Source organism: Sulfurimonas sp., assembly GCF_016744025.1.
In the GTDB taxonomy this organism is placed as follows: domain Bacteria; phylum Campylobacterota; class Campylobacteria; order Campylobacterales; family Sulfurimonadaceae; genus Sulfurimonas.
Genome location: NZ_JADGFC010000003.1, coordinates 35,765 through 54,873, shown reverse-complemented (window position 1 = coordinate 54,873; position 19,109 = coordinate 35,765). Strand labels below are relative to the sequence as shown.

Here is a 19,109-nt window from a genome sequence, read left to right as displayed (position 1 = left end):
CTAGAAATTAAAAATACTAGTTTTTAGTAGTGTCTACAATTTTACCTGCAGATATCCAAGGCATCATTTCACGAAGCTTGTTACCAGTTTGAGTAATTAGTTTTACTTTATCGTTGTTACGCTCAGCATTCATACGAGGATAACCTGCTTGACCTTCTAAAATAAAGTCTTTTGCAAATCTACCATCTTGAATCTCTGTAAGAATTTCTCTCATAGCATCTTTTGATTCTTGATTGATAACACGTTTACCAGAAACATAGTCACCATACTCAGCAGTGTTAGAGATAGAATATCTCATATCAGCAATACCACCCTCAAACATTAAGTCAACAATTAATTTAAGTTCGTGAAGACACTCAAAGTATGCAAGTTCTGGAGCATAACCAGCTTCAGTTAATGTATCAAATCCAGCTTGTACTAATGCAGTAGCACCACCACATAAAACAGCTTGCTCTCCGAAAAGGTCAGTTTCTGTTTCATCTTTGAAAGTTGTTTCAATGATTGCAGTACGTCCACCACCAATAGCAGATGCATAAGAAAGAGCTAACTCTTTAGTATTTCCAGCAGGGTTTTGACCAACAGCAATAAGGTCAGGAATACCACCACCACGAACAAACTCAGAACGTACAGTATGACCAGGAGCTTTTGGAGCAATCATAGTAACATTGATATCAGCTCTTGGGTGAATACGACCATAGTGAATGTTAAAACCATGACCAAATGCAATAGTTGCACCATTTTTTAAGTTAGGCTCTATTTCGCTTGCATAAATTTCAGCTTGATTTTCATCTGGTAAAAGAATCATTACAAGATCTGCAGCTGCAGAAGCCTCAGCAATTGTAAGAACTTCAAAGTTTTTAGCTTCAGCTTTAGCCCATGAAGAACCATTTTTACGAAGACCAATACAAACTTCAACACCACTGTCTCTTAAGTTTTCTGCGTGCGCGTGTCCTTGAGAACCAAAACCAATCATTGCTACTTTTTTGCTTTTGATTAAGTCTAAATTTGTGTCTTTGTCATAGTAAACGTTTAATGCCATTATTTTTTCCTTAGATAATATTAAGCTTAAGTGCTTAAGAAATTTTTCGCATTATACTAAAATAAAGCAAAAACTTTTATAATGTGTCAAATATTTATTTAAAATAGAGGAAAATATGAAAAAATTCAACCTTTTTAACGAAATCATCATTATTGACAAAACAAATTTACTCCAAGCTATAAACACTTCAAAAGTATTCGCAATTAATACAAATGGAGATATTAAATATGAACCATTTGCGGATAAAGAGATTCTTATCTATAAAGGTAAACCAGAAATTGTACAAAACTTTGAAAAAGTTTTAGGCAAAAACTATCAAATAGTTGAAGATGAAGATAGAGTTTTAATCAAAGCTTTTTCTAACTGGCAAGAATTGATTGGATTAAACACACCAAGAGCTTCTTACGATGATACGACAGCTGATGGTGTTGCAGATTTTTCAAATTCAAATCTTGAGGATATTGGATGGAATGTAACAGAGTTCAATATTGATTACAGAAGCTTAGTTGAAGTACTAGAAGAAAAATGTGAAGGAACAATTCTTTGTATAGAACAAGAAGAACCTTATCAGTTTAGTGGTCTCGGCTTTTTAAGTGATGACAGACATGCACAAGAAGTTTTATTTAATTATTGCCAGACTAAAGTAAAGGATATGATTGAAAATAATCCTGACTTTAAAAGAGAAGAGTTAACTGATGATGAAGAAGAAGCTGCACAATTTTTTAAGATTGTGTAGTCTTTTTATATTTGATAGAAAGTAGATATCTTTGTAAAATAATCATTGCTGAAATTGAGTCAATTCGTCCATCACGAACATACTTTATTTCACCCTTCATCATATTTTCTGCTTCTAGAGATGAACCTGCTTCATCTTGGTAAAAAATATCACCTTCAAAATCTACAAGATTCATAAAGTGAGCTATACGTCTTCGCATCTCATCTTCAGAACTTCCACCAAGAGGAATACCAACTACCACTGCATCTACTTCCCAGTCTTTTAAAACTTTTTTCACTTCAGCAGATGCCTGGTCTCTATTTTTTCTAATAACTGCAGATAATGGAGTAACTAAATCTTTATGTGCTGAATAAGCTATTCCAATTCTTTTTAAGCCTAAATCTATTGCTATATATTTCAAATTATTTCCCCAAACAAAAAGAGCCAAACATCTTGTCTAGCATCTCATCATTTTCAAATGGTCTCGTTATAGATGCCATCTCTTTTACAGCTTCATTTAGATGAAAAGAGAATATTTCAAGCTCTTGATCTTGTAATGGCATAAAAGCTTCTTCAATATTAGTTAAAGTATTTTGTACTGCCATTATCTGTCTTTGAGATATAAGCATAATCTCATCAGAACTATTGCTTCTATCCATTATATTTTGTAAAGATTCTATAAGAGATGAAACATTGTCTTTAGAATTTAGTTTCAAATCAAAATTTATATCTTTTGAGAAAAACTTTTCTTCTAAATCTATTTTATTCTTTACATATACCACATGTTTATTTTTAGCATGTTCCTCTATTAGAGATAATATCTGCTCATCCTCTGCATCTAAGACTCTAGAGGCATCAAAAAGAGCAACAACAATATCAGACTCTTGTATAGCTTCTAAGGAACGCTCAATACCTATACGCTCTATCTCATCATTTGCTTCTCTAATACCGGCAGTATCAACGATGCGAATAAGATGCGTTCCAATTTTGACTTGCTCTTCTATAGTATCTCTTGTAGTTCCTGCAATATCACTCACAATGGCACGATTATAGTTAAGAAGAGAGTTTAGAAGGGAACTTTTACCAACATTTGGTTTTCCAATAATGGCAACTTTAAATCCTTGCATTAGGCCTTCTCTAGCTTTTGAAGCGGCTAATGTTGATTCTAAAGATTTATTTAAATCACTTAGTTTAGCTTCAATTTGTCTAACTAAATCTTCTGGTAAGTCCTCTTCTGCATAATCAATACTCACTTCAGAGTAAGCAAGTATATGAATTATTTCATCTCTTATTTGCTCAATATACTCTTTTAAAGAACCTTTCATCTGTTTAGCTAGAATCTTCGCTGCATCTTCACTTTTAGCTTCAATAAGTTGAGCTATAGCTTCTGCTTCGCTTAAATCTATTCTACCATTGAAAAAAGCCCGTTTTGAAAACTCACCAGCATTTGCTAGTCTAGCTCCTGCATCTAGTGTTGCTTTTAATATGCTCTGTGCAACTATGAAACCACCATGGCATTGAATCTCAACAACATCTTCAGCAGTAAACGAATATGGAGCTTTAAAATATATAACTATAGACTCATCGATTAGTTCATTTTCTTTATTATTTATTGTAGTTAGAGTTGCATGTCTTGGAGAAAATTCTTGTTTGTGAGTTAATTTTTTTGCGATTTGCAAAGCTCTATCTCCGCTTATGCGGATGATAGCGATAGAGCCTATACCATTTGCTGTTGCAATGGCGCTTATTGTGTCATTATCCATTTATTAGTTCGTATGGTAATCATTAATAATGATATATTTTAGTCCATCACGAGTTGAACGAATTGCGACATACTTACCTGGATACATTTCACGAAGTTCTCTAAGAGCAATTTGAACAAGTACGCCATCTAAAACTTTAGTTTGAGCTCTTCCATCTCTATTTACACTTTCTTTAACACCAGTTAAATATCTAGAAACTGACTCTTCTTGATTTTTCAAAAATTCTGCAATTTCTAAACGAAGTTCTAATTGGTATTTTGTGTTTATCCAATTAAATATCATATAAGAGAGTGATTTATATCTATAACCTTCTTTACCAATAAGAAGTGCAACATCCTCACCCTTAAACTCGATAAGAAGAGTAGTTTCATTATAAACACTTACATCAATTTCATCTATCTCAAAACAGATTGAACCAAATAATTTATTGATATCTTTTTTAACTGTTTTAGCGATATCTGCAGTTGATTTGAGGTCTTCACCATCTACATTATCGAACTCATCATCATAATCAGCAAGATAAGATGTGATATCTTCATCTTCATCATCTTGATTACTCACAAATGACTGAGGCATAATAGTATCATTTAAGATAGTGTGAGGTTTTTGAACTTCTCTTTTAACTTCTTCTTTCTTTACCTCTTTTTTAACAGCAGGTTTATCTTGTTTTTTTTGTTTTTGAGGTTTTGGAGGTGTTTTGATTTCTGGTTTTTCTTGAACTTTTATTTTAACAGACTCTTTTTTAATTTTAGGTTTTACCTCTAAATCAGCGTCTATAACAGCAACAATAATTGCACTTTTTTTAAATAGTCCTAAAAAGCCACTGCTTGGATATTGAACAACTTCTATTTTAAGCTGTGTTACAGAACACTCCAACGAAGAAGCAGCATCTTGATATGCTTTTTCTAACGTTGTGGACTCTATCTTAATCATCATTTTTTCCAGTAGAATTTTTTGACTTTTTCTTCTCTAATTTTTCTTTTTCTATCTCTTTATGCTCCATCTTTTGAGCATGATCACTTACTGCTATTTCTGCATCTTTAGCATTTTTAAATTGCTGATTAACAATAGTTTGTTGAGCAATTGAGAAAAGATTATTTACAAACCAGTAAAGAACTAGACCTGATGGGAATGTCAAGAAGAAGAATGTAAAAATAACTGGTAAATATTTAAACACTTTTTCTTGCATAGGATCAGTAAAGTTATTTGGTGTAAGTCTTTGTTGAAAGAACATTGAAGCACCCATAAGAATAGGTAAAACATAAAATTCATCCATACGAGAAAGATCGGTTACCCATAACATCCATGGAGCACCTTGAAGTTCAACTGCATTTAAAAGTACACGGTAGATTGCAAAAAATACTGGAATCTGTAGTATCATTGGAAGACATCCGCCAAGAGGGTTGGCATTGTTCTTTTTGTACATATCCATAACTGCAGCATTCATACGTTGTGGGTCACCCTTGTATTTTGCTTGAAGTTCTTTAATCTTTGGAGAAATAGTTTTTATTTTTTGCATAGAAACCATTCCCTTATAAGTTAAAGGATATAGAACTATTCTAATCATAAGAGTAAGTGCAATAATTGACCAACCCCAGTTACCGAATATTCCATGTAACCAAGAAAGTAGTTGAAATAGTGGCTTCGAAGCAAATGTGAACCAACCATACTCTATAGCATTTGTAAGTACAGGATTTATATTTTCTAGTACTTTATACTCTTTTTGACCTACATAACCGTTAAATGTCATATTTTTTAGTGCTTCAAAATATACAACTGGATTATCATCTCTATCTCTTTCAATAATAATGTTTGTATCTTTATTAAATCCGTACATGATAGAAGCTGAATATTGATCAAATGCTGAGATAAGTTCAACTCCGCTAAAAGTTTTTCTTCCTTCTGCATCTCCATCTGTTACTATAGTTACTATTTCATCATCAGTATAAACCATAGCCCCTGTTACAGTCATCATCTGTTCTGTTTCATTTACTCTTGGTCTTTGACCTAGATATACAAAGTATCTTTTATCTTGAGAAAGTGAAACTACTGCGTCATAATGACCATCATCATAAAAAGTCAACTCTTTTGTAACTGTTAATGAAGATAATTTTTGTGTAAGAGTTACTTTCTTTGACATTCCATCTAAAGTTACTTCACTTACATCTGAGATATATGCTACAGACTTAGCTTCATTGTTAAGTGTCTCTTCTAAAAATCTAACAAATAATGGTTTCATTCCATTAGCAGGAATCAGTTGAGCATGTTGCTCACCCTCTTTAGTATTAAATTTATCTTGCAGAAGAACTTTAGAACTGATACGTCCTAGTGTGTCAACTTTTAAAATAAAATCTTTATTTGTTACAGTTAAAATTGTATTTGCATCATTTCTTGCATAGTTTTGTGCATCAGATACAGCATGATCTGCTGTTGAAGACGTATTTGTCTGTTCTGCTGAATTTTGATTCGTTGCAAGACTTTGTTCAGTCTTATTATTAGCCAATAAATTCTCTGGCTCCTCTGGTGGAAAAATAGCTGTATAAGCTACGAAAAAGATTACAGATATTGCTACTGCTAACATAAGTCTCTGATTTGGTGTCATTTTATTTAACAAAATTACCCTTTATATGAAAAATTTTTTATTATATGAAAACGGTTTTTTTTATTTGGAACCAACCAATATTTTATAGAATCAACCCCTAATTTTGTGGGCTTTACAGACAGTTTATTTAGTATTGGATACTCTATACCACCATCAAATAATTGATTACAACGGAGTATTCTAATCAAAGTGTGGTAAAAAGCACTTGAAATGGAGTTATTTTCAAAGTGAATTCGTGCATATTCACTACAAGTTGGGTAGTATCTACAACTTCCAAAGCCAATAAGGGTAAAAAATTTCTGGTATAACCATAAAAGCTTAAGTAAAAACTTTCTTATCATTGAGAATCTGCTTTAATACTTTTAGACTTATGTAAAACTTTTTTAAAATCGTTTTTAAGTTCTTCATGCGAGATTTCATTAATTGATAGTTTTGCTACAAAAATATATGTACCATCTTGAAGTTGAGAGGAGTTTTCACAGAACAAAGCTCTAAGTCTTCTTTTAGCTCTATTTCTTTTAACTGCATTACCAATTTTCTTAGTTGCTGTAAAACCTACTTTGTGAACTGTTTTTGTGGGAAGATAGAAAAGCACCACACTTTGAGTGTGAGTGTTTTTTCCTTTTTTATATATGTACTGAAACTCTTTGTGTTGTTTCAGTGTGGAGAAACCGACTAAACTGTCAATCTTTTACGACCTTTAGCACGACGACGATTAATAACGTTACGACCATTCTTTGTAGCCATTCTTGCTCTAAAACCGTGAGTTCTTTTTCTCGGTGTATTATGAGGCTGGTATGTTCTTTTCATTACATATCCTTATTTAAAATTAAGTCCGCAATATTACATAGTTATTACTTAAAGCTCGGTTAAGGTTTGTCTTTGAATTGATTTAATTCTAAATTAACACTTATAATATTATAATCTCCCCAAAGAGTATAGACGCAATGAAGAGCCACTAATTACGAGTAATTAAGAAGCAACTATATTTAACATATCTTAATTACAAGGGGAGTAATTGAACTTTAATACAAAATTGTATGCAACTATATTTATCAGTTTTATTTTTTTATCTTACACCCTATATCTTAACAATAAAAGTATAAATACCGCAAACAAAATAATAGACTGTATGGAAAAACAACTTCTTAACCCAGCTGATGATAATTTAGATAAAACAATAGAAATACTAAAAGAAACAAATGAAAAGACTCAAGAAAGTACACTATATTCATTTGGTTTTGCTTTCATATTAATATTTTTTGTTTTATATAAATTATCAAAACGACATTCTAAGTCAGAAAAAGAGTTACTCCTTGGTGAAATTACAGATATGCAGCAGAAAAAACTACAATCTCAACTGCTAAAATATAATGATGACTTAGAGAGTGAAATATCTAAAAAAACAGAAGAATTAAATATAAAGACAAATACTCACTTTTTAAGTGGTCTTCCAAATAGAAATAAACTACTTGACGATTCTCATATATATAAGTTTAAGCAGATGGCACTTTTAAATATAGATAAGTTTCAAAAATTCAATGATGTTTATGGAGAAGAAGTAGGTAATATTACTCTTAAACTAACTGCAAATTTTTTAAACTCAGAGATGAATGATAATGATACTCTTCTTTATCATATAGGTGGAGACGAATTTGTAATTGCTGTAAAAAATTCAACTGAGTTAAGTAACAGCTATTTTATACAGAGAATAGAAGATATTTTAAAAATGTATAGTAAAGAAAATTTCATCTATGAAGATAAAACATTTACTTTTATGATGAGTGCCGGTTTAGCATTTGGTGGTTTTAAAAAAATGTTAGCTTATGCAGATATGGCACTCAAAGATGCTAAAAAGAGAAATGTTCAAATATCTATATTTAATGATGATAAAGAACTTGAAAAGATTCATAAAGAAGATATAGAGTGTCATAATAAATTACTAACTGCTTTAGAAAATAAAAAAGTTACCTCATATTTTCAGCCAATAGCTCCTATTCAAGATTCTTCACTCAGTCTAAAGTATGAGTCTTTAGCAAGAATCATAGAAGAAGATGGAACTATTATGCCTCCAATCAAGTTTATAGAGGTTGCAAAACAAAATCGTATTTACCATAAACTTACTCAAGCTGTTGCAAAAAATACACTATACAATGTCGCGAAATACAAAGTACCCTGCTCTTTTAATATTTCTATGGAAGATATTGAAAATGATAAAACAATTGAGATGCTATATAATATGTTTGATGAGTTTGAATACAACAATCTATTAACCATAGAACTTCTTGAAACAGAAGAGTTTAAAGATTATAAACGCGTATATGATTTTTGTGTAAAGATTCGCTCTTATGGAATAAAAGTAGCTTTAGATGACTTCGGCTCTGGTTATTCTAACTTTTCACATGCTCTTAACTTGCCAATTGACTATATAAAAATAGATGCTTCTCTCATCTCAAATATTGACAGAAATGTTCAATCACAAATAATGGTGGAGACTATTGTAGGTTTAGCCCATAAACTAAACATACACACTATTGCAGAGTTTGTGTCAACTAAGGAAATTATAGATGTTGTTAAAAGACTAAATGTTGATTATGCTCAAGGATACTATATTGGTAAACCAGAGAAGATAGAAGTACATATTCCCTATCTATTTGGTTAAAAAATCTTTTAAAGACTCTTTTTTTGACTGATTAAATGGAATCGAGTGATCAAAAATTTTCTTATCTGCCCCAACATGACAATCTACACAGGTTTGTATAACATCATGTTCTCTAACATTTGCTTTATTTATCTTTGACATTGGATGACATGAAAAACAATCATCTCCACACTCTGCCATACTATTTGGCTCTGCTGAGTGACATTGAATACAATTTAACATCGGTTTATGTCTTAAATCTTCATTGATTGTAGGAACTAATTTGGGATGACATGTTAGACAATCACCCGTACAAGCGATAAGCGAGTAAGTTAGTATAAGTAGTAAAGTTATATATTTCATAATAAAATTATAACCTCTGTTTTATTTACTTCACACTAACTTTTATTTCATCATCTTTCATATCAAATAAAACTTTAGAGCCTTCAACAACCTTACCTTCTAGAATTAACTCTGCTAATCTATCTTCAACTATCTCATACAAAGCACGTTTAAGAGGTCTAGCACCATAAACTGGGTCAAACCCAGCCTCCGCTATGTAAGCTTTAGCACTGTCGCTTAAAGTAAGTTCTATATCTCTTTGCTCAACTTTTTTACTTATATCTTTAAAGAAGATATCTACAATATCTACAATTTGTTCACGACCAAGAGCATTAAATATAACTATATCATCTAAGCGATTTAAAAATTCTGGTTTGAATGATTGTTTCAACTCACTTAAAACCATATTTTCTAGTTCCTCAGATGCAGGGTTATTTATAATTTTATCACTAGCAATATTTGAAGTTAGGATAATAATAGTATTACTAAAGTCAACTGTAACACCTTTATTATCTGTTAGTCTTCCATCATCTAAAACTTGAAGCAAGATGTTAAAAACATCTGGATGTGCTTTTTCAACTTCATCAAAAAGTATTACACTATATGGTTTTCTTCTCACTGCCTCTGTAAGTTGTCCACCCTCTGCATAACCTACATATCCCGGAGCCGCCCCTACTAAGCGTGAAACTGCATGTTTTTCCATATACTCACTCATATCAATACGAATCATAGAAGCTTCACTATCAAACAAAAACTTAGCTAATGTTTTAGCTGTTTGTGTTTTACCAACACCAGTAGGACCTAAAAACAAAAAGCTTCCTATTGGAGTATTAGCATCTGATAGTCCGGCTTTATTTCTTTTTATAGCACGGGATACTGAGTGAGTTGCTTTAGCTTGACCAATAACATCACGATTAAGTTCTGCTTCTACATTTAGAATTTTTTCTTTATCACCTTGAAGCATTTTATTTATAGGGATATTAGTCCATCTAGATACAATAGATGCTATGGCTTCTTCATCAACACTATTTTTGAGAAGTGTACCTGCAAGTTGAAGTTTGTCCCAATTAGCATTTACACTCTTTTCTTCTTCTAAAAGAGCTGGTATCTCTCCATACTCTATCTCTGCAGCACGGTTAAACTCAGAGTTTGACTTAGCAGTATGAGCTTCTTTTCTTTTTTTCTCAATATCATTTTTGATTCCTGATATTTTTTCAAACACTTCTTTTTCAGTGGCAAACTGTGCTTCTAAGGCTCTGAATTCTTCATCAACATCTGCTAACTCTTTATCAATTTCACCAAGTCTCTTCTCATTAGCAGGGGTTTTTTCCATTTTCAAAGCTTCTTTTTCAACATGAAGTTCCGAACTTTTTCTTTTTGCAGATCCAAGTACATTTGGTTCTGACTCTATTTGCATCTTAAGTTCTGCTGATGCTTCATCAATAAGGTCTATCGCCTTATCAGGTAAAAATCTATCTGCAATATATCTGTCTGAAAGTTTTGCCGCTGCAACCAAAGCACTATCTGTAATAGTTACATTGTGGTGTGTTTCTAATCTCTCTTTTATTCCACGTAATATCTGAAGTGATTGATTTACTGTAGGCTCATCAAGATTAATCGGCAAAAATCTTCTTTGTAATGCCATATCTTTTTCAAAGAATTTTCTATACTCTTTAAGAGTTGTTGCTCCGATTGTATGAAGTTCTCCACGTGCTAACGCTGGCTTTAATATATTTGCAGCGTCCATACTACCTTCACTTGCTCCTGCTCCAACAATAGTATGAATCTCGTCTATAAATAAAATAATGTTTCCACTTTGTTTTACTTCATCTATTACAGCTTTTAATCTATCTTCAAACTCTCCTCGATATTTAGCACCTGCAATAAGGGCACTCATATCTAGAGCAATTAGTCTTTTATTTTGTAGTGAAGTAGGAACTTTATTATCGCTAATACGTTGTGCTAAACCTTCTACTAATGCTGTTTTTCCAACTCCAGGTTCACCGAGTAACATAGGATTGTTTTTTGTTTTACGGATAAGTATCTGCATCATACGTGTTATCTCTTCATCACGTCCAATTACAGGGGAAAGCTTACCTTCACTAGCTTCAGTAGTTAAATCTATTCCATATTTTGCCAATGATTCTAAAGTTTCATCTGAACTTTGAGAATCTATTCTAGCCCCACCTCTAGAGCTTTCTAGATTTTTTGTTAACTCTGAAACGTCTATATATTTTTTTAAGATGCTAAAGTATGGTTCATTTTTTAAATTTGCCAATATATAAGTATCTACTGCTAAAAAAGTATCCCCATTGTTTGTCATAAGTCCTGCACCATTTTCTAGTGTGTGAACAAAGTCCCTTGATAATTTTACATTCTCTTTTGATATGGTTGAAGATTTAGGCAATTTTTGACTTAAACTTTTAAGATCTAACTCCATGGCAACTTTATCTATATTCATCTTATTAAACATTTGATTAAGTACAGAATTAGAGTTAGTAAGTAGTGCCCATAAAAAATGTATACTATTTACTTCTTGGTTTTGATTGTGCAAGGCTAATGAAATAGAAGACTCTATAGCTTCTGTCATATTATGTGTTAATTTTTCAAAAATATTATTGTTCATATTAATTCCTTTTTATTTATATAGACATTATATCTAGTTGAGTGTATTCATGTCAAGTTAGCTTAGTCGCAACTCATAAGATGTAAATTTATTTCTACATTAGTATATTTATAATATAATTTTTAAAAATTAAAACCATTTTTTAATTAAGGACTTACATTGTCAACAATAATAGAAGCGATAACAAATCGTTCATCAAAAAGATCTTATCTTGCAAAACCTGTCTCAAAAGAGATACAAGAAAAAATTTTAAAAGCTGCTAGTATGACTCCTAGTGGTGCGAACATGCAACCTTGGGTTGTTTACGCTATAAGTGATAAAGACGTACTAAAAAATATTGGTGATGCAATCATCGAAAAAATGAGTGCTGGTGTAGAAAATGACCAGTTTATTCAATACTACCCTGTTAAATGGAGAAATCCTTATAAAAAACGCCGTATTGAAACTGGTGTTGGATTATATAATCTTATGGAAGTAGATAGAAAAGATGTAGAAAAAAGAACTCAGATGTGGCATGATAACTTCAGATGGTTTGGTGCTTCTACAGTTTTCTTTGTATTTACTGATAAAGATTTAATAGATAATGCTCAAGGTGCTCTAATCGACTGTGGTGCATATATGCAGAGTCTAATGTTAGGTGCTAAAGAGTTTGGCCTTGATACTTGTCCTCAAGGTTCAACTACTGAGTTTGGAAAGGTTGTTGCAGATGTTTTAAAAACACCTGAGAACTTAGCACTTTTATATAGTGTAGTAATCGGTTATGCAGATGAAGGTGCTAAGATAAACTCTTATCAACCATCAAGAGCAGCATTAGAAGACTACGTAACTTTTATCTAAAACCTTTTTGCTCATATTTTTTGAGCATACTCTCGTTACCACTCACCCCGCCACTATGAATATATAAAATCTCTTCATCAGTTTGAGCGAGGAGAGCTTCCCACATCCCAGGTGAATAAAGCAAATCAAACTCAATTCCAGATGCTAAGACCTTCTTATATATTTGTAAGAATTCTGGATATGGTTTTGCAAAGTGATGCTTTTTACTTGGTTCTAGTATTATTAAATTTTTTGGTATTTCACTTAAAGCTTGCATCTGCTCTTTTAAATACTTAACATCTCCAACACAAGGTGTTGTATAGACTTTAAATTCTGGAAGAGACAGAGCTAAAAATAGTGCCGTGGTACCAGTTCCCGAAGGAGTGGCTAAAGAGCGAAGTTCTAGATTTTCTGCTTTTATCTCCTCTGCCAAAACTTCCAAACCTTTTTTTGCTTCTTCAACTGCTCCACCCTGATCTACTATAAAAGTACTAGCATCTATCATAAAAGAGAGTGAAGCTATATAGTCTTTATATAGTACTTCATCTATCTCTATATGCCTCATACCTAGATTTATAGAATGATAATAGTTTCCATAAGGATGAATTTTTTGAGTTTGACTCAATGGTTTTGTATAGTACTCAAATTCCCAACTTTTACTTTTACACATAGCAGCAATTGCAAGCATAGCATTGGATTGTGTTCCACCGTAAGAGATGATTTTATTAAGTTTATTTGAGGGAGTTTTTAAAAGAGTGTAGAGTTTTCTGTACTTATTTCCTGCTAAAAAAGGATCTATTAAATCATCTCTCTTAACATAAAAAACTCTCCCCTCTAATGATAGTTTAGAGATAGGAGAAGGATTCATATATTTATTTTATAGTAGCTTTGTTTTTAAGTTCTGCCATTTTTTCTTGCATTACAACTTTAAATTTTTCCATTTTAAGTCTTTGCTCGATAAAAGATTTAACTTCTGTAAATGCCAATGTTTTTTTAGCTTTTTTATCTTCTAGAAAAATAATATGATAACCAAATTGTGTTTTAACAGGCTCAGATAAAGTTCCAACTTTCATTGTAAATACTTTATCATTAAACTCTGGAACCATTTGACCTTGTGCAAAATAACCTAAGTCTCCACCTTTTGGTCCACTAGGTCCTGTCGATTTAGTTTTTGCTAACTCAATAAACTTAGCCTTAAGTGCAGCACCTTTTAAAGATTTAAGTTGCTTTGCAATAGCATTTGCCTCAGCTTCTTCTTTAACTAAAATATGACGAGCATGAACTGTCTCTTTTTCATTAAACTCTTCTTTATTAGTATCGTAATATTTTTTTAGGTCTTTATTTGAAACTTTAACTTTATCAAGCTCTTGTTTTTGCCAAACTTGGATTGCTAACTCTTTTTTAACTCTATTTTGTACTTTTACAAACTCATCTTTAAAGTCTTTTCTGTTTAAAACACCAGTTTTTTTAGCATCTGCAAAAACTAACTCTTTAGCTATTAGTTGTTCCAATACTTGTTTTCTAAACTGTGCTTGTTTTTCAGCAGGAACTTGGTTGAATCTACCTTGTGTAGCGTTCATAAGTGCAGTATCAACATCTTGTTGAGTAATTTGTGTTCCATTAACCGTAATTAATGTTGTTGCACTTACTAATGTGCTTGTCAGTAGAAGTGTTGCAACGATTTTTGTAATTTTCATCATAGATAGTCCTTTTAATTAAAAAATTTTAGTGGTTTTATACTAACCATTATTAAACAGAAGTCATATTTTGGTATTTTTCAACCACATTTTCAAGTTTATATATGATTATTTTGACAGACGAAGAGATATTAGAGCTAAAGTTGATGTTGCTAACATCATAAGAAATATAGGAGTTAATTCATTTGTATGAATTAATGAAGCTAAAAATCCAATACTACCAGCAATACTAAACTGAACAACACCAATAACTGAGTTTGCAACACCTAAATCATTTTTAAATGAGTCTAATGCTAAAGATATGGCATTTCCAAAGATAAATCCTAGAGAGCCTATATATAAAACCAGAGATGCAAAGATTGTATAGATTGAAGCTTCAAAAGAAAATCCAACTAAAGCAATCCCTGAAAAAACTTGTAGATATATTCCAAGTTTTAAAACTGTTTTTGTTTGAATTGTTTGAATTAGTTTTATACTTACTCTTGTTAAAACAATCATCATTAAGACATTTGCTCCAAAAAAGAGAGCAAAATACTCCATATAAATAAAACTACTTTTTTCTATAAAAATAAACATCCCTGTAAAAGCAAAAGAAAGAGACAATATATAACCCATGGCTTTTTTGTGTGTTAAAACTTTTTTATAAGCTTCTCTTATCTTTATATTACTTTTAAAGCCTGTTATTGGTAATTTTACATACATCAAAATAAATATAATTAAAGAGTAAATACCTAAAAATAAAAATATATAATTCCAAGAAAAAAAGCTTATCACTAAAGAGCCCAATGCTGGAGCAATCATTGGTGCAATCATCATTATTGCAGAAATACTAGAAAATATTTTTGCTGCTTCTTTTCCATGAAAGAGGTCTCTAACAATTGCTGAAGCATTAACTGCTGACATTGCCCCAAAGAAGGCTTGTGTAGCTCTAAATATATAGAGTACTTCTAAAGATGTACAAAAATATAGAGTAAAACTAGAAAATGAAAAACCAAACATTCCTAAAAGCACAATCTTTTTTCGCCCTATTCTATCTGATAAGATGCCGCCAACTAACTGACCTATTGCAAAAAATATTAAAAATATACTAACTGTTAATTCTATTTTATTTATTTGTACACCAAAAACTTGTGCCATATTTGGGATAGAGGGAAGATACATATCTATTGCAAGTGGTGTAACTGAAGATAGAGTTGCTAACAATAGTATAAGTGTCATGTGATTTTGTGTTTTTTTCAAATAATTCCTTAAGTTCTCGAAGTTTAATACAATAAACTTAAATAAATAAAAATTAACTCTGCTTGAAATAAGATAAGAGTAATCTATCTGCTATAATATTTATATGTCTAAATTTCTTTTTAATAGGAAGTAGTTTATGAAAAAAAGTCATCAAAGTAAAAAAGAGATAAATGTTCTTATATTAGCTTTTGTAGTTATAGCAACATTGGCAATAGTATCAAAGAGTATAGGTTTTTATCAAATACAAGCTATGCACAAAACTATTTCAAATATATATGAGCATCCTCTCAAAGTCTCCAACTCTGCACTAAATGTAAAACTAGGCGTATATAAAATTCATAGAGATATGAAAGATGTAGTTTTATCATCATCTGATTATGAACTCTCAAAGTTTATAAAAAAAGTGGATGAAAATGAAAATGAAGTATATAGACACTTTAGTATAATCCAAAACAGAATATTAGGAGAAAAAGGTTCAAGACTTCAAAAAGAAGCCAAAAAACTATTTAGCGCTTGGAAACCAATACGTGATGAAGTTATCACTCTTATAAAAAATGGAAATAGAGAAAAAGCAATTGCCATCACTAAGGGCAAAGGACACAACCATACCCTTAAGTTAGAAGAGGCTTCACTAAAATTATATAATTATGCACATGACAAAGCAAAAGACTTTAAAAATGAATCAAATAGAAATTTTGAAAAACTAAAGTTTATATACCTTGAAGTTGGCATCTTCCTTTTCATATTTTTTATTTTGGTGGTCTACTTCACTATTAAAAGAACCTCAAATTACTTTTACAAAAATGAGCACTTAAATGGTGTTTTATCTGTACTAAGCGATGTAAATCAACTTATTGTCAGAGAAAAAAATGTGGCTGAACTTCTAAAAAAAAGTTGTGATATATTAACATCTAGCCATATTTATAAAGGTGTATGGATTATGACCTTAGATGAAAAGCATAATATTAATAATTTAATTGATGCAGACAATTCTAAAGAATCCCAAGCATTTAAACAAAAAGTTCTAGAGAATTGGACTCCGCATTGCGTCAATAAAACATCAAATACTGACAATTTTTATAGTTTTATGAATGATACTTTAAAGGAGTGTAATGATTGTCCATTAGCTAACTTTAACAATTGTAAAAGTGCATTTAACATAGAGTTGAGATATAAAAATATAATATATGGTTATCTTAATATATCCATAGATAAAAAATATATAAATGACAAAAATGAGCTTGCTCTTCTTGATGAACTAGCTGGAGATATCTCTTATGCACTTAATAACCTAAGATTAGAAGGGGTTTTAAAAGATAGTATGGAAAGAGAAAAAGAAAATAAAAACACCATAATTGAGATTAAAGAGCTATATCAGGATATTATAAGTAGTGTGGACAATCTAATCTTTGTAAAAGACACCAATTTTGTTTATATAACTTGTAATAGTGCTTTTGAAAAACTTATGGGCAGACCAAAAGATGAAATAATAGGAAAAAATGATTATGACTTGTTTGAAAAAGATATTGCAGATTTTTTTCGTATGCATGATACAAATATGTTCACGGATAACAAAACAAAATCAAACTATGAATGGATTACTTATCCAGATGGAAGTCAGGTATATCTTTTAACTACAAAATCTCCTTTACTAGACTCAAATGCAAAGGTATATGGTTTAGTTGCTAATTCCATTGATATGACAGAACAAGAATATACACTCGAACGATTAAAAGAAGCCCAGTCTTTGGCAAAACTTGGAAGCTGGGAATATAATATACAAGAAGATGAACTTATAGCTACCCAAGAACTTTATAATATCTACGGTATTACTGATTTAAATATGCAATTAAAAAAAGATATCTTATATAAACAATATCATCCAGAAGATATAGAACCAGCAGAAGCAGATTTTCAATACTCTCTTCACTCAAAAGATACAAATATTTCACACAATAGGATTATCAAAAAAACTGATGGAGAGATAAGAGACTTAGAGCATCGTTGGAATACTGAGTATAAAAATGACATTGCAGTTAAAACAAAGGGAACGACTCAAGATATTACAGAGATAAAAGAAGCAGAAAAAATTCTAGCAGAGAGTAATCGTCAGCTATCTTCATTTATGGACAATTTACCAGGAATGGCTTATAGATGCAAAAAAGACAATAGATGGAGTATGGAGTTCGTCAGTGAAGGTTGTCTAAATCTAACTGGATATAAACCTCTTGATATAATCAACAACAATAAAATCAATTTCTCCAAAATCATGAATCCTGACGATTATCAAAGAGTTTGGCAAGAGATTAAAGGTACTCTTAAAGACAGAAAATCTTTTGAATTAGAATATAGAATAATCACATCTTTAGGAGAAACTAAATGGGTATGGGAACATGGTATTGGCATTTATGATGAAGATAATAATGTAATTGCTCTAGAGGGTGTAATCATTGACAATGAAGCTCGTAAGCGTGCAGAACAAGAGTTGATCGTTTCTAATCATAGGCTTGAACAACAATCTAAAGAGTTAAAGACAATATTTAATGATGCCCCTGACCCTATGGCAATCCATGATGAAAATGGAAATATCTTAATGATAAACAATGCTTGGGAAGAAAAAACAGGGTATAAACATAAAGAAATAGACACTATTGACAAGTGGACTCAAAAAGTTTCCCCCTCTTATTCTGGTGTGAGAAAAGAGCATATTGAAAATTTATACTCTATTACACAAAAAACAGATGAAGGGGAGTTTGAGATAACTACAAAAAGTGGGGAAAAGCTTATATGGTCATTTAGTTCTGGTCCCTTAAAAACAACCAGTGAAGGAAAAGTTGTTCTAATCTCTTCAGCTAAAGATGTAACAGAATTAAAACATAAAGATGACCTTATAATGATGCAGTCTCGTCATGCTGCTATGGGCGAGATGATTAGCATGATTGCTCATCAATGGCGCCAGCCAATAAGTATAATATCAATGGTTGCAAATAATATATTATTGGATATTGCTCTTGATAATTTTGATGAAACACAGGCTGAAAAAATTTCTCAAAATATTCTAAAACAAACTTCATATTTATCTAAGACTATAGATGACTTTAGAAACTTTTTCAAACCAGATAAAGAAGTCTCAAAAGTAAAACTTCAAGAGATCATTGAAGGGACCATATCTATTGTTAATAATAGTCTTTTAAATAACTCTGTGGAGCTAAGAACTTTTTATGAATCAAACTCAGAAGTAGATGCTTTTCCAAGAGAATTGATGCAGGTATTTGTAAATATCATCAAGAATGCAAAAGATGCTCTTCTTTCAGACAATACAAAAAACCCAATGATAGAAATCAGAATTTATGATGATGATAAATATGTTAATATTGAGATAAGTAATAATGCTCAATCTATAGATGCCGATGTTTTACCAAAGATATTTGAGCCATACTTTACAACTAAAGATGAAAAAACAGGAACAGGGCTTGGATTATATATGAGTAAAATGATTGTGCAAAATCACCTAAATGGAATTATAGAAGCTTATAATATAGAGGATGGAGTTTGTTTTAGGGTAAGACTACTTAAATAATATTATTATACTTACTATATTACAGTCTATGAATATACAATATGATAAT

The 19,109-nt window shown here is 31.2% G+C and carries 17 protein-coding genes; 4 read left to right on the top strand and 13 right to left on the bottom strand.

Annotated features, from left to right (window positions below):
• Positions 1-16: 16 nt before the first annotated feature.
• A complete protein-coding gene (gene ilvC, locus QZZ48_RS01370; RefSeq protein ID WP_294960998.1) occupies positions 17-1,039 on the bottom strand; it encodes a ketol-acid reductoisomerase in 1,023 nt (340 codons plus the stop codon).
• Positions 1,040-1,154: 115 nt separating this feature from the next.
• On the opposite strand from ilvC, the gene QZZ48_RS01365 reads away from it, so the two are divergent.
• Positions 1,155-1,775 (top strand): hypothetical protein, encoded by a 621-nt coding sequence (locus QZZ48_RS01365; protein ID WP_294960996.1) that lies wholly within the window; start codon positions 1,155-1,157, stop codon positions 1,773-1,775.
• Here QZZ48_RS01365 and ruvX read toward each other — a convergent pair.
• Genes ruvX through rpmH form a run of 7 tightly spaced genes read right to left on the bottom strand, consistent with a single transcriptional unit; the run spans position 1,762 to position 6,929 of the window.
• A complete protein-coding gene (ruvX, locus tag QZZ48_RS01360; protein ID WP_294960994.1) occupies positions 1,762-2,175 on the bottom strand; it encodes a Holliday junction resolvase RuvX in 414 nt (137 codons plus the stop codon). The genes QZZ48_RS01365 and ruvX overlap by 14 nt on opposite strands.
• A 1-nt stretch (position 2,176) precedes the next feature.
• Positions 2,177-3,517: a tRNA uridine-5-carboxymethylaminomethyl(34) synthesis GTPase MnmE gene (gene mnmE, locus QZZ48_RS01355; protein ID WP_294960992.1), complete on the bottom strand. Its 1,341-nt coding sequence runs from the start codon at positions 3,515-3,517 to the stop codon at positions 2,177-2,179.
• 3 nt (positions 3,518-3,520) lie between these two features.
• Positions 3,521-4,450 (bottom strand): Jag N-terminal domain-containing protein, encoded by a 930-nt coding sequence (locus tag QZZ48_RS01350; protein WP_294960990.1) that lies wholly within the window; start codon positions 4,448-4,450, stop codon positions 3,521-3,523.
• Positions 4,443-6,131, bottom strand: a complete 1,689-nt coding sequence (gene yidC, locus QZZ48_RS01345) for a membrane protein insertase YidC (RefSeq protein WP_366755890.1) — start codon at positions 6,129-6,131, stop codon at positions 4,443-4,445. The genes QZZ48_RS01350 and yidC overlap by 8 nt, the downstream gene beginning before the upstream one ends.
• 2 nt (positions 6,132-6,133) lie before the next feature.
• Positions 6,134-6,460 carry a membrane protein insertion efficiency factor YidD gene (gene yidD, locus QZZ48_RS01340; protein WP_294960989.1) on the bottom strand — a complete coding sequence of 109 codons (327 nt, stop codon included), beginning with the start codon at positions 6,458-6,460 and terminating at the stop codon, positions 6,134-6,136.
• Entirely contained in the window at positions 6,457-6,780 is a 324-nt protein-coding gene (rnpA, locus tag QZZ48_RS01335; RefSeq protein WP_294961027.1) for a ribonuclease P protein component, read from the bottom strand. Before rnpA ends, yidD begins: the two co-directional genes overlap by 4 nt.
• A 14-nt stretch (positions 6,781-6,794) precedes the next feature.
• Positions 6,795-6,929: a 50S ribosomal protein L34 gene (gene rpmH, locus QZZ48_RS01330; protein WP_294960986.1), complete on the bottom strand. Its 135-nt coding sequence runs from the start codon at positions 6,927-6,929 to the stop codon at positions 6,795-6,797.
• A 208-nt stretch (positions 6,930-7,137) separates the two neighbouring features.
• Here rpmH and QZZ48_RS01325 point away from each other — a divergent pair, with 208 nt between their 5' ends.
• Positions 7,138-8,781, top strand: coding sequence for a bifunctional diguanylate cyclase/phosphodiesterase (locus QZZ48_RS01325; RefSeq protein ID WP_294960984.1), 1,644 nt, complete (start codon positions 7,138-7,140; stop codon positions 8,779-8,781).
• Here the strand turns inward: QZZ48_RS01325 and QZZ48_RS01320 are convergent.
• Together QZZ48_RS01320 and QZZ48_RS01315 are read right to left on the bottom strand one after the other, a co-directional pair.
• Positions 8,770-9,123 carry a hypothetical protein gene (locus tag QZZ48_RS01320; protein ID WP_294960982.1) on the bottom strand — a complete coding sequence of 118 codons (354 nt, stop codon included), beginning with the start codon at positions 9,121-9,123 and terminating at the stop codon, positions 8,770-8,772. The genes QZZ48_RS01325 and QZZ48_RS01320 overlap by 12 nt on opposite strands.
• Positions 9,124-9,148: 25 nt before the next feature.
• Positions 9,149-11,728 carry an AAA family ATPase gene (locus QZZ48_RS01315; protein WP_294960979.1) on the bottom strand — a complete coding sequence of 860 codons (2,580 nt, stop codon included), beginning with the start codon at positions 11,726-11,728 and terminating at the stop codon, positions 9,149-9,151.
• Between the two features lie 159 nt (positions 11,729-11,887).
• Between QZZ48_RS01315 and QZZ48_RS01310 the strand changes: the two genes are divergently transcribed.
• Positions 11,888-12,565 (top strand): nitroreductase, encoded by a 678-nt coding sequence (locus QZZ48_RS01310; RefSeq protein WP_294960976.1) that lies wholly within the window; start codon positions 11,888-11,890, stop codon positions 12,563-12,565.
• On the opposite strand, the gene QZZ48_RS01305 is transcribed toward QZZ48_RS01310, so the two are convergent.
• The 3 genes from QZZ48_RS01305 to QZZ48_RS01295 form a co-directional block, all read right to left on the bottom strand.
• Positions 12,558-13,412 carry a 1-aminocyclopropane-1-carboxylate deaminase gene (locus tag QZZ48_RS01305; protein WP_294960973.1) on the bottom strand — a complete coding sequence of 285 codons (855 nt, stop codon included), beginning with the start codon at positions 13,410-13,412 and terminating at the stop codon, positions 12,558-12,560. The two genes, QZZ48_RS01310 and QZZ48_RS01305, sit on opposite strands and share 8 nt — an antisense overlap.
• A gap of 4 nt (positions 13,413-13,416) precedes the next feature.
• Positions 13,417-14,244 carry a peptidylprolyl isomerase gene (locus tag QZZ48_RS01300; protein WP_294960970.1) on the bottom strand — a complete coding sequence of 276 codons (828 nt, stop codon included), beginning with the start codon at positions 14,242-14,244 and terminating at the stop codon, positions 13,417-13,419.
• 105 nt (positions 14,245-14,349) lie between these two features.
• Positions 14,350-15,480, bottom strand: a complete 1,131-nt coding sequence (locus QZZ48_RS01295) for a multidrug effflux MFS transporter (RefSeq protein WP_294960967.1) — start codon at positions 15,478-15,480, stop codon at positions 14,350-14,352.
• Positions 15,481-15,616: 136 nt separating this feature from the next.
• On the opposite strand from QZZ48_RS01295, the gene QZZ48_RS01290 reads away from it, so the two are divergent.
• On the top strand, positions 15,617-19,060 hold the full coding sequence (locus tag QZZ48_RS01290; RefSeq protein ID WP_294960964.1) for a PAS domain S-box protein: 3,444 nt from the start codon (positions 15,617-15,619) through the stop codon (positions 19,058-19,060).
• Positions 19,061-19,109 lie beyond the last annotated feature (49 nt).

What these genes read in the sequence shown, in the direction of transcription:
- ilvC (WP_294960998.1), bottom strand. Translation starts at nt 1,039, where the DNA reads ATGGCATTAAACGTTTACTATGACAAAGACACAAATTTAGACTTAATC.
- QZZ48_RS01300 (WP_294960970.1), bottom strand. Translation starts at nt 14,244, where the DNA reads ATGATGAAAATTACAAAAATCGTTGCAACACTTCTACTGACAAGCACA.
- QZZ48_RS01315 (WP_294960979.1), bottom strand. Translation starts at nt 11,728, where the DNA reads ATGAACAATAATATTTTTGAAAAATTAACACATAATATGACAGAAGCT.
- QZZ48_RS01365 (WP_294960996.1), top strand. Translation starts at nt 1,155, where the DNA reads ATGAAAAAATTCAACCTTTTTAACGAAATCATCATTATTGACAAAACA.
- rpmH (WP_294960986.1), bottom strand. Translation starts at nt 6,929, where the DNA reads ATGAAAAGAACATACCAGCCTCATAATACACCGAGAAAAAGAACTCAC.
- QZZ48_RS01290 (WP_294960964.1), top strand. Translation starts at nt 15,617, where the DNA reads ATGAAAAAAAGTCATCAAAGTAAAAAAGAGATAAATGTTCTTATATTA.
- yidD (WP_294960989.1), bottom strand. Translation starts at nt 6,460, where the DNA reads ATGATAAGAAAGTTTTTACTTAAGCTTTTATGGTTATACCAGAAATTT.
- mnmE (WP_294960992.1), bottom strand. Translation starts at nt 3,517, where the DNA reads ATGGATAATGACACAATAAGCGCCATTGCAACAGCAAATGGTATAGGC.
- QZZ48_RS01305 (WP_294960973.1), bottom strand. Translation starts at nt 13,412, where the DNA reads ATGAATCCTTCTCCTATCTCTAAACTATCATTAGAGGGGAGAGTTTTT.
- QZZ48_RS01320 (WP_294960982.1), bottom strand. Translation starts at nt 9,123, where the DNA reads ATGAAATATATAACTTTACTACTTATACTAACTTACTCGCTTATCGCT.
- QZZ48_RS01350 (WP_294960990.1), bottom strand. Translation starts at nt 4,450, where the DNA reads ATGATTAAGATAGAGTCCACAACGTTAGAAAAAGCATATCAAGATGCT.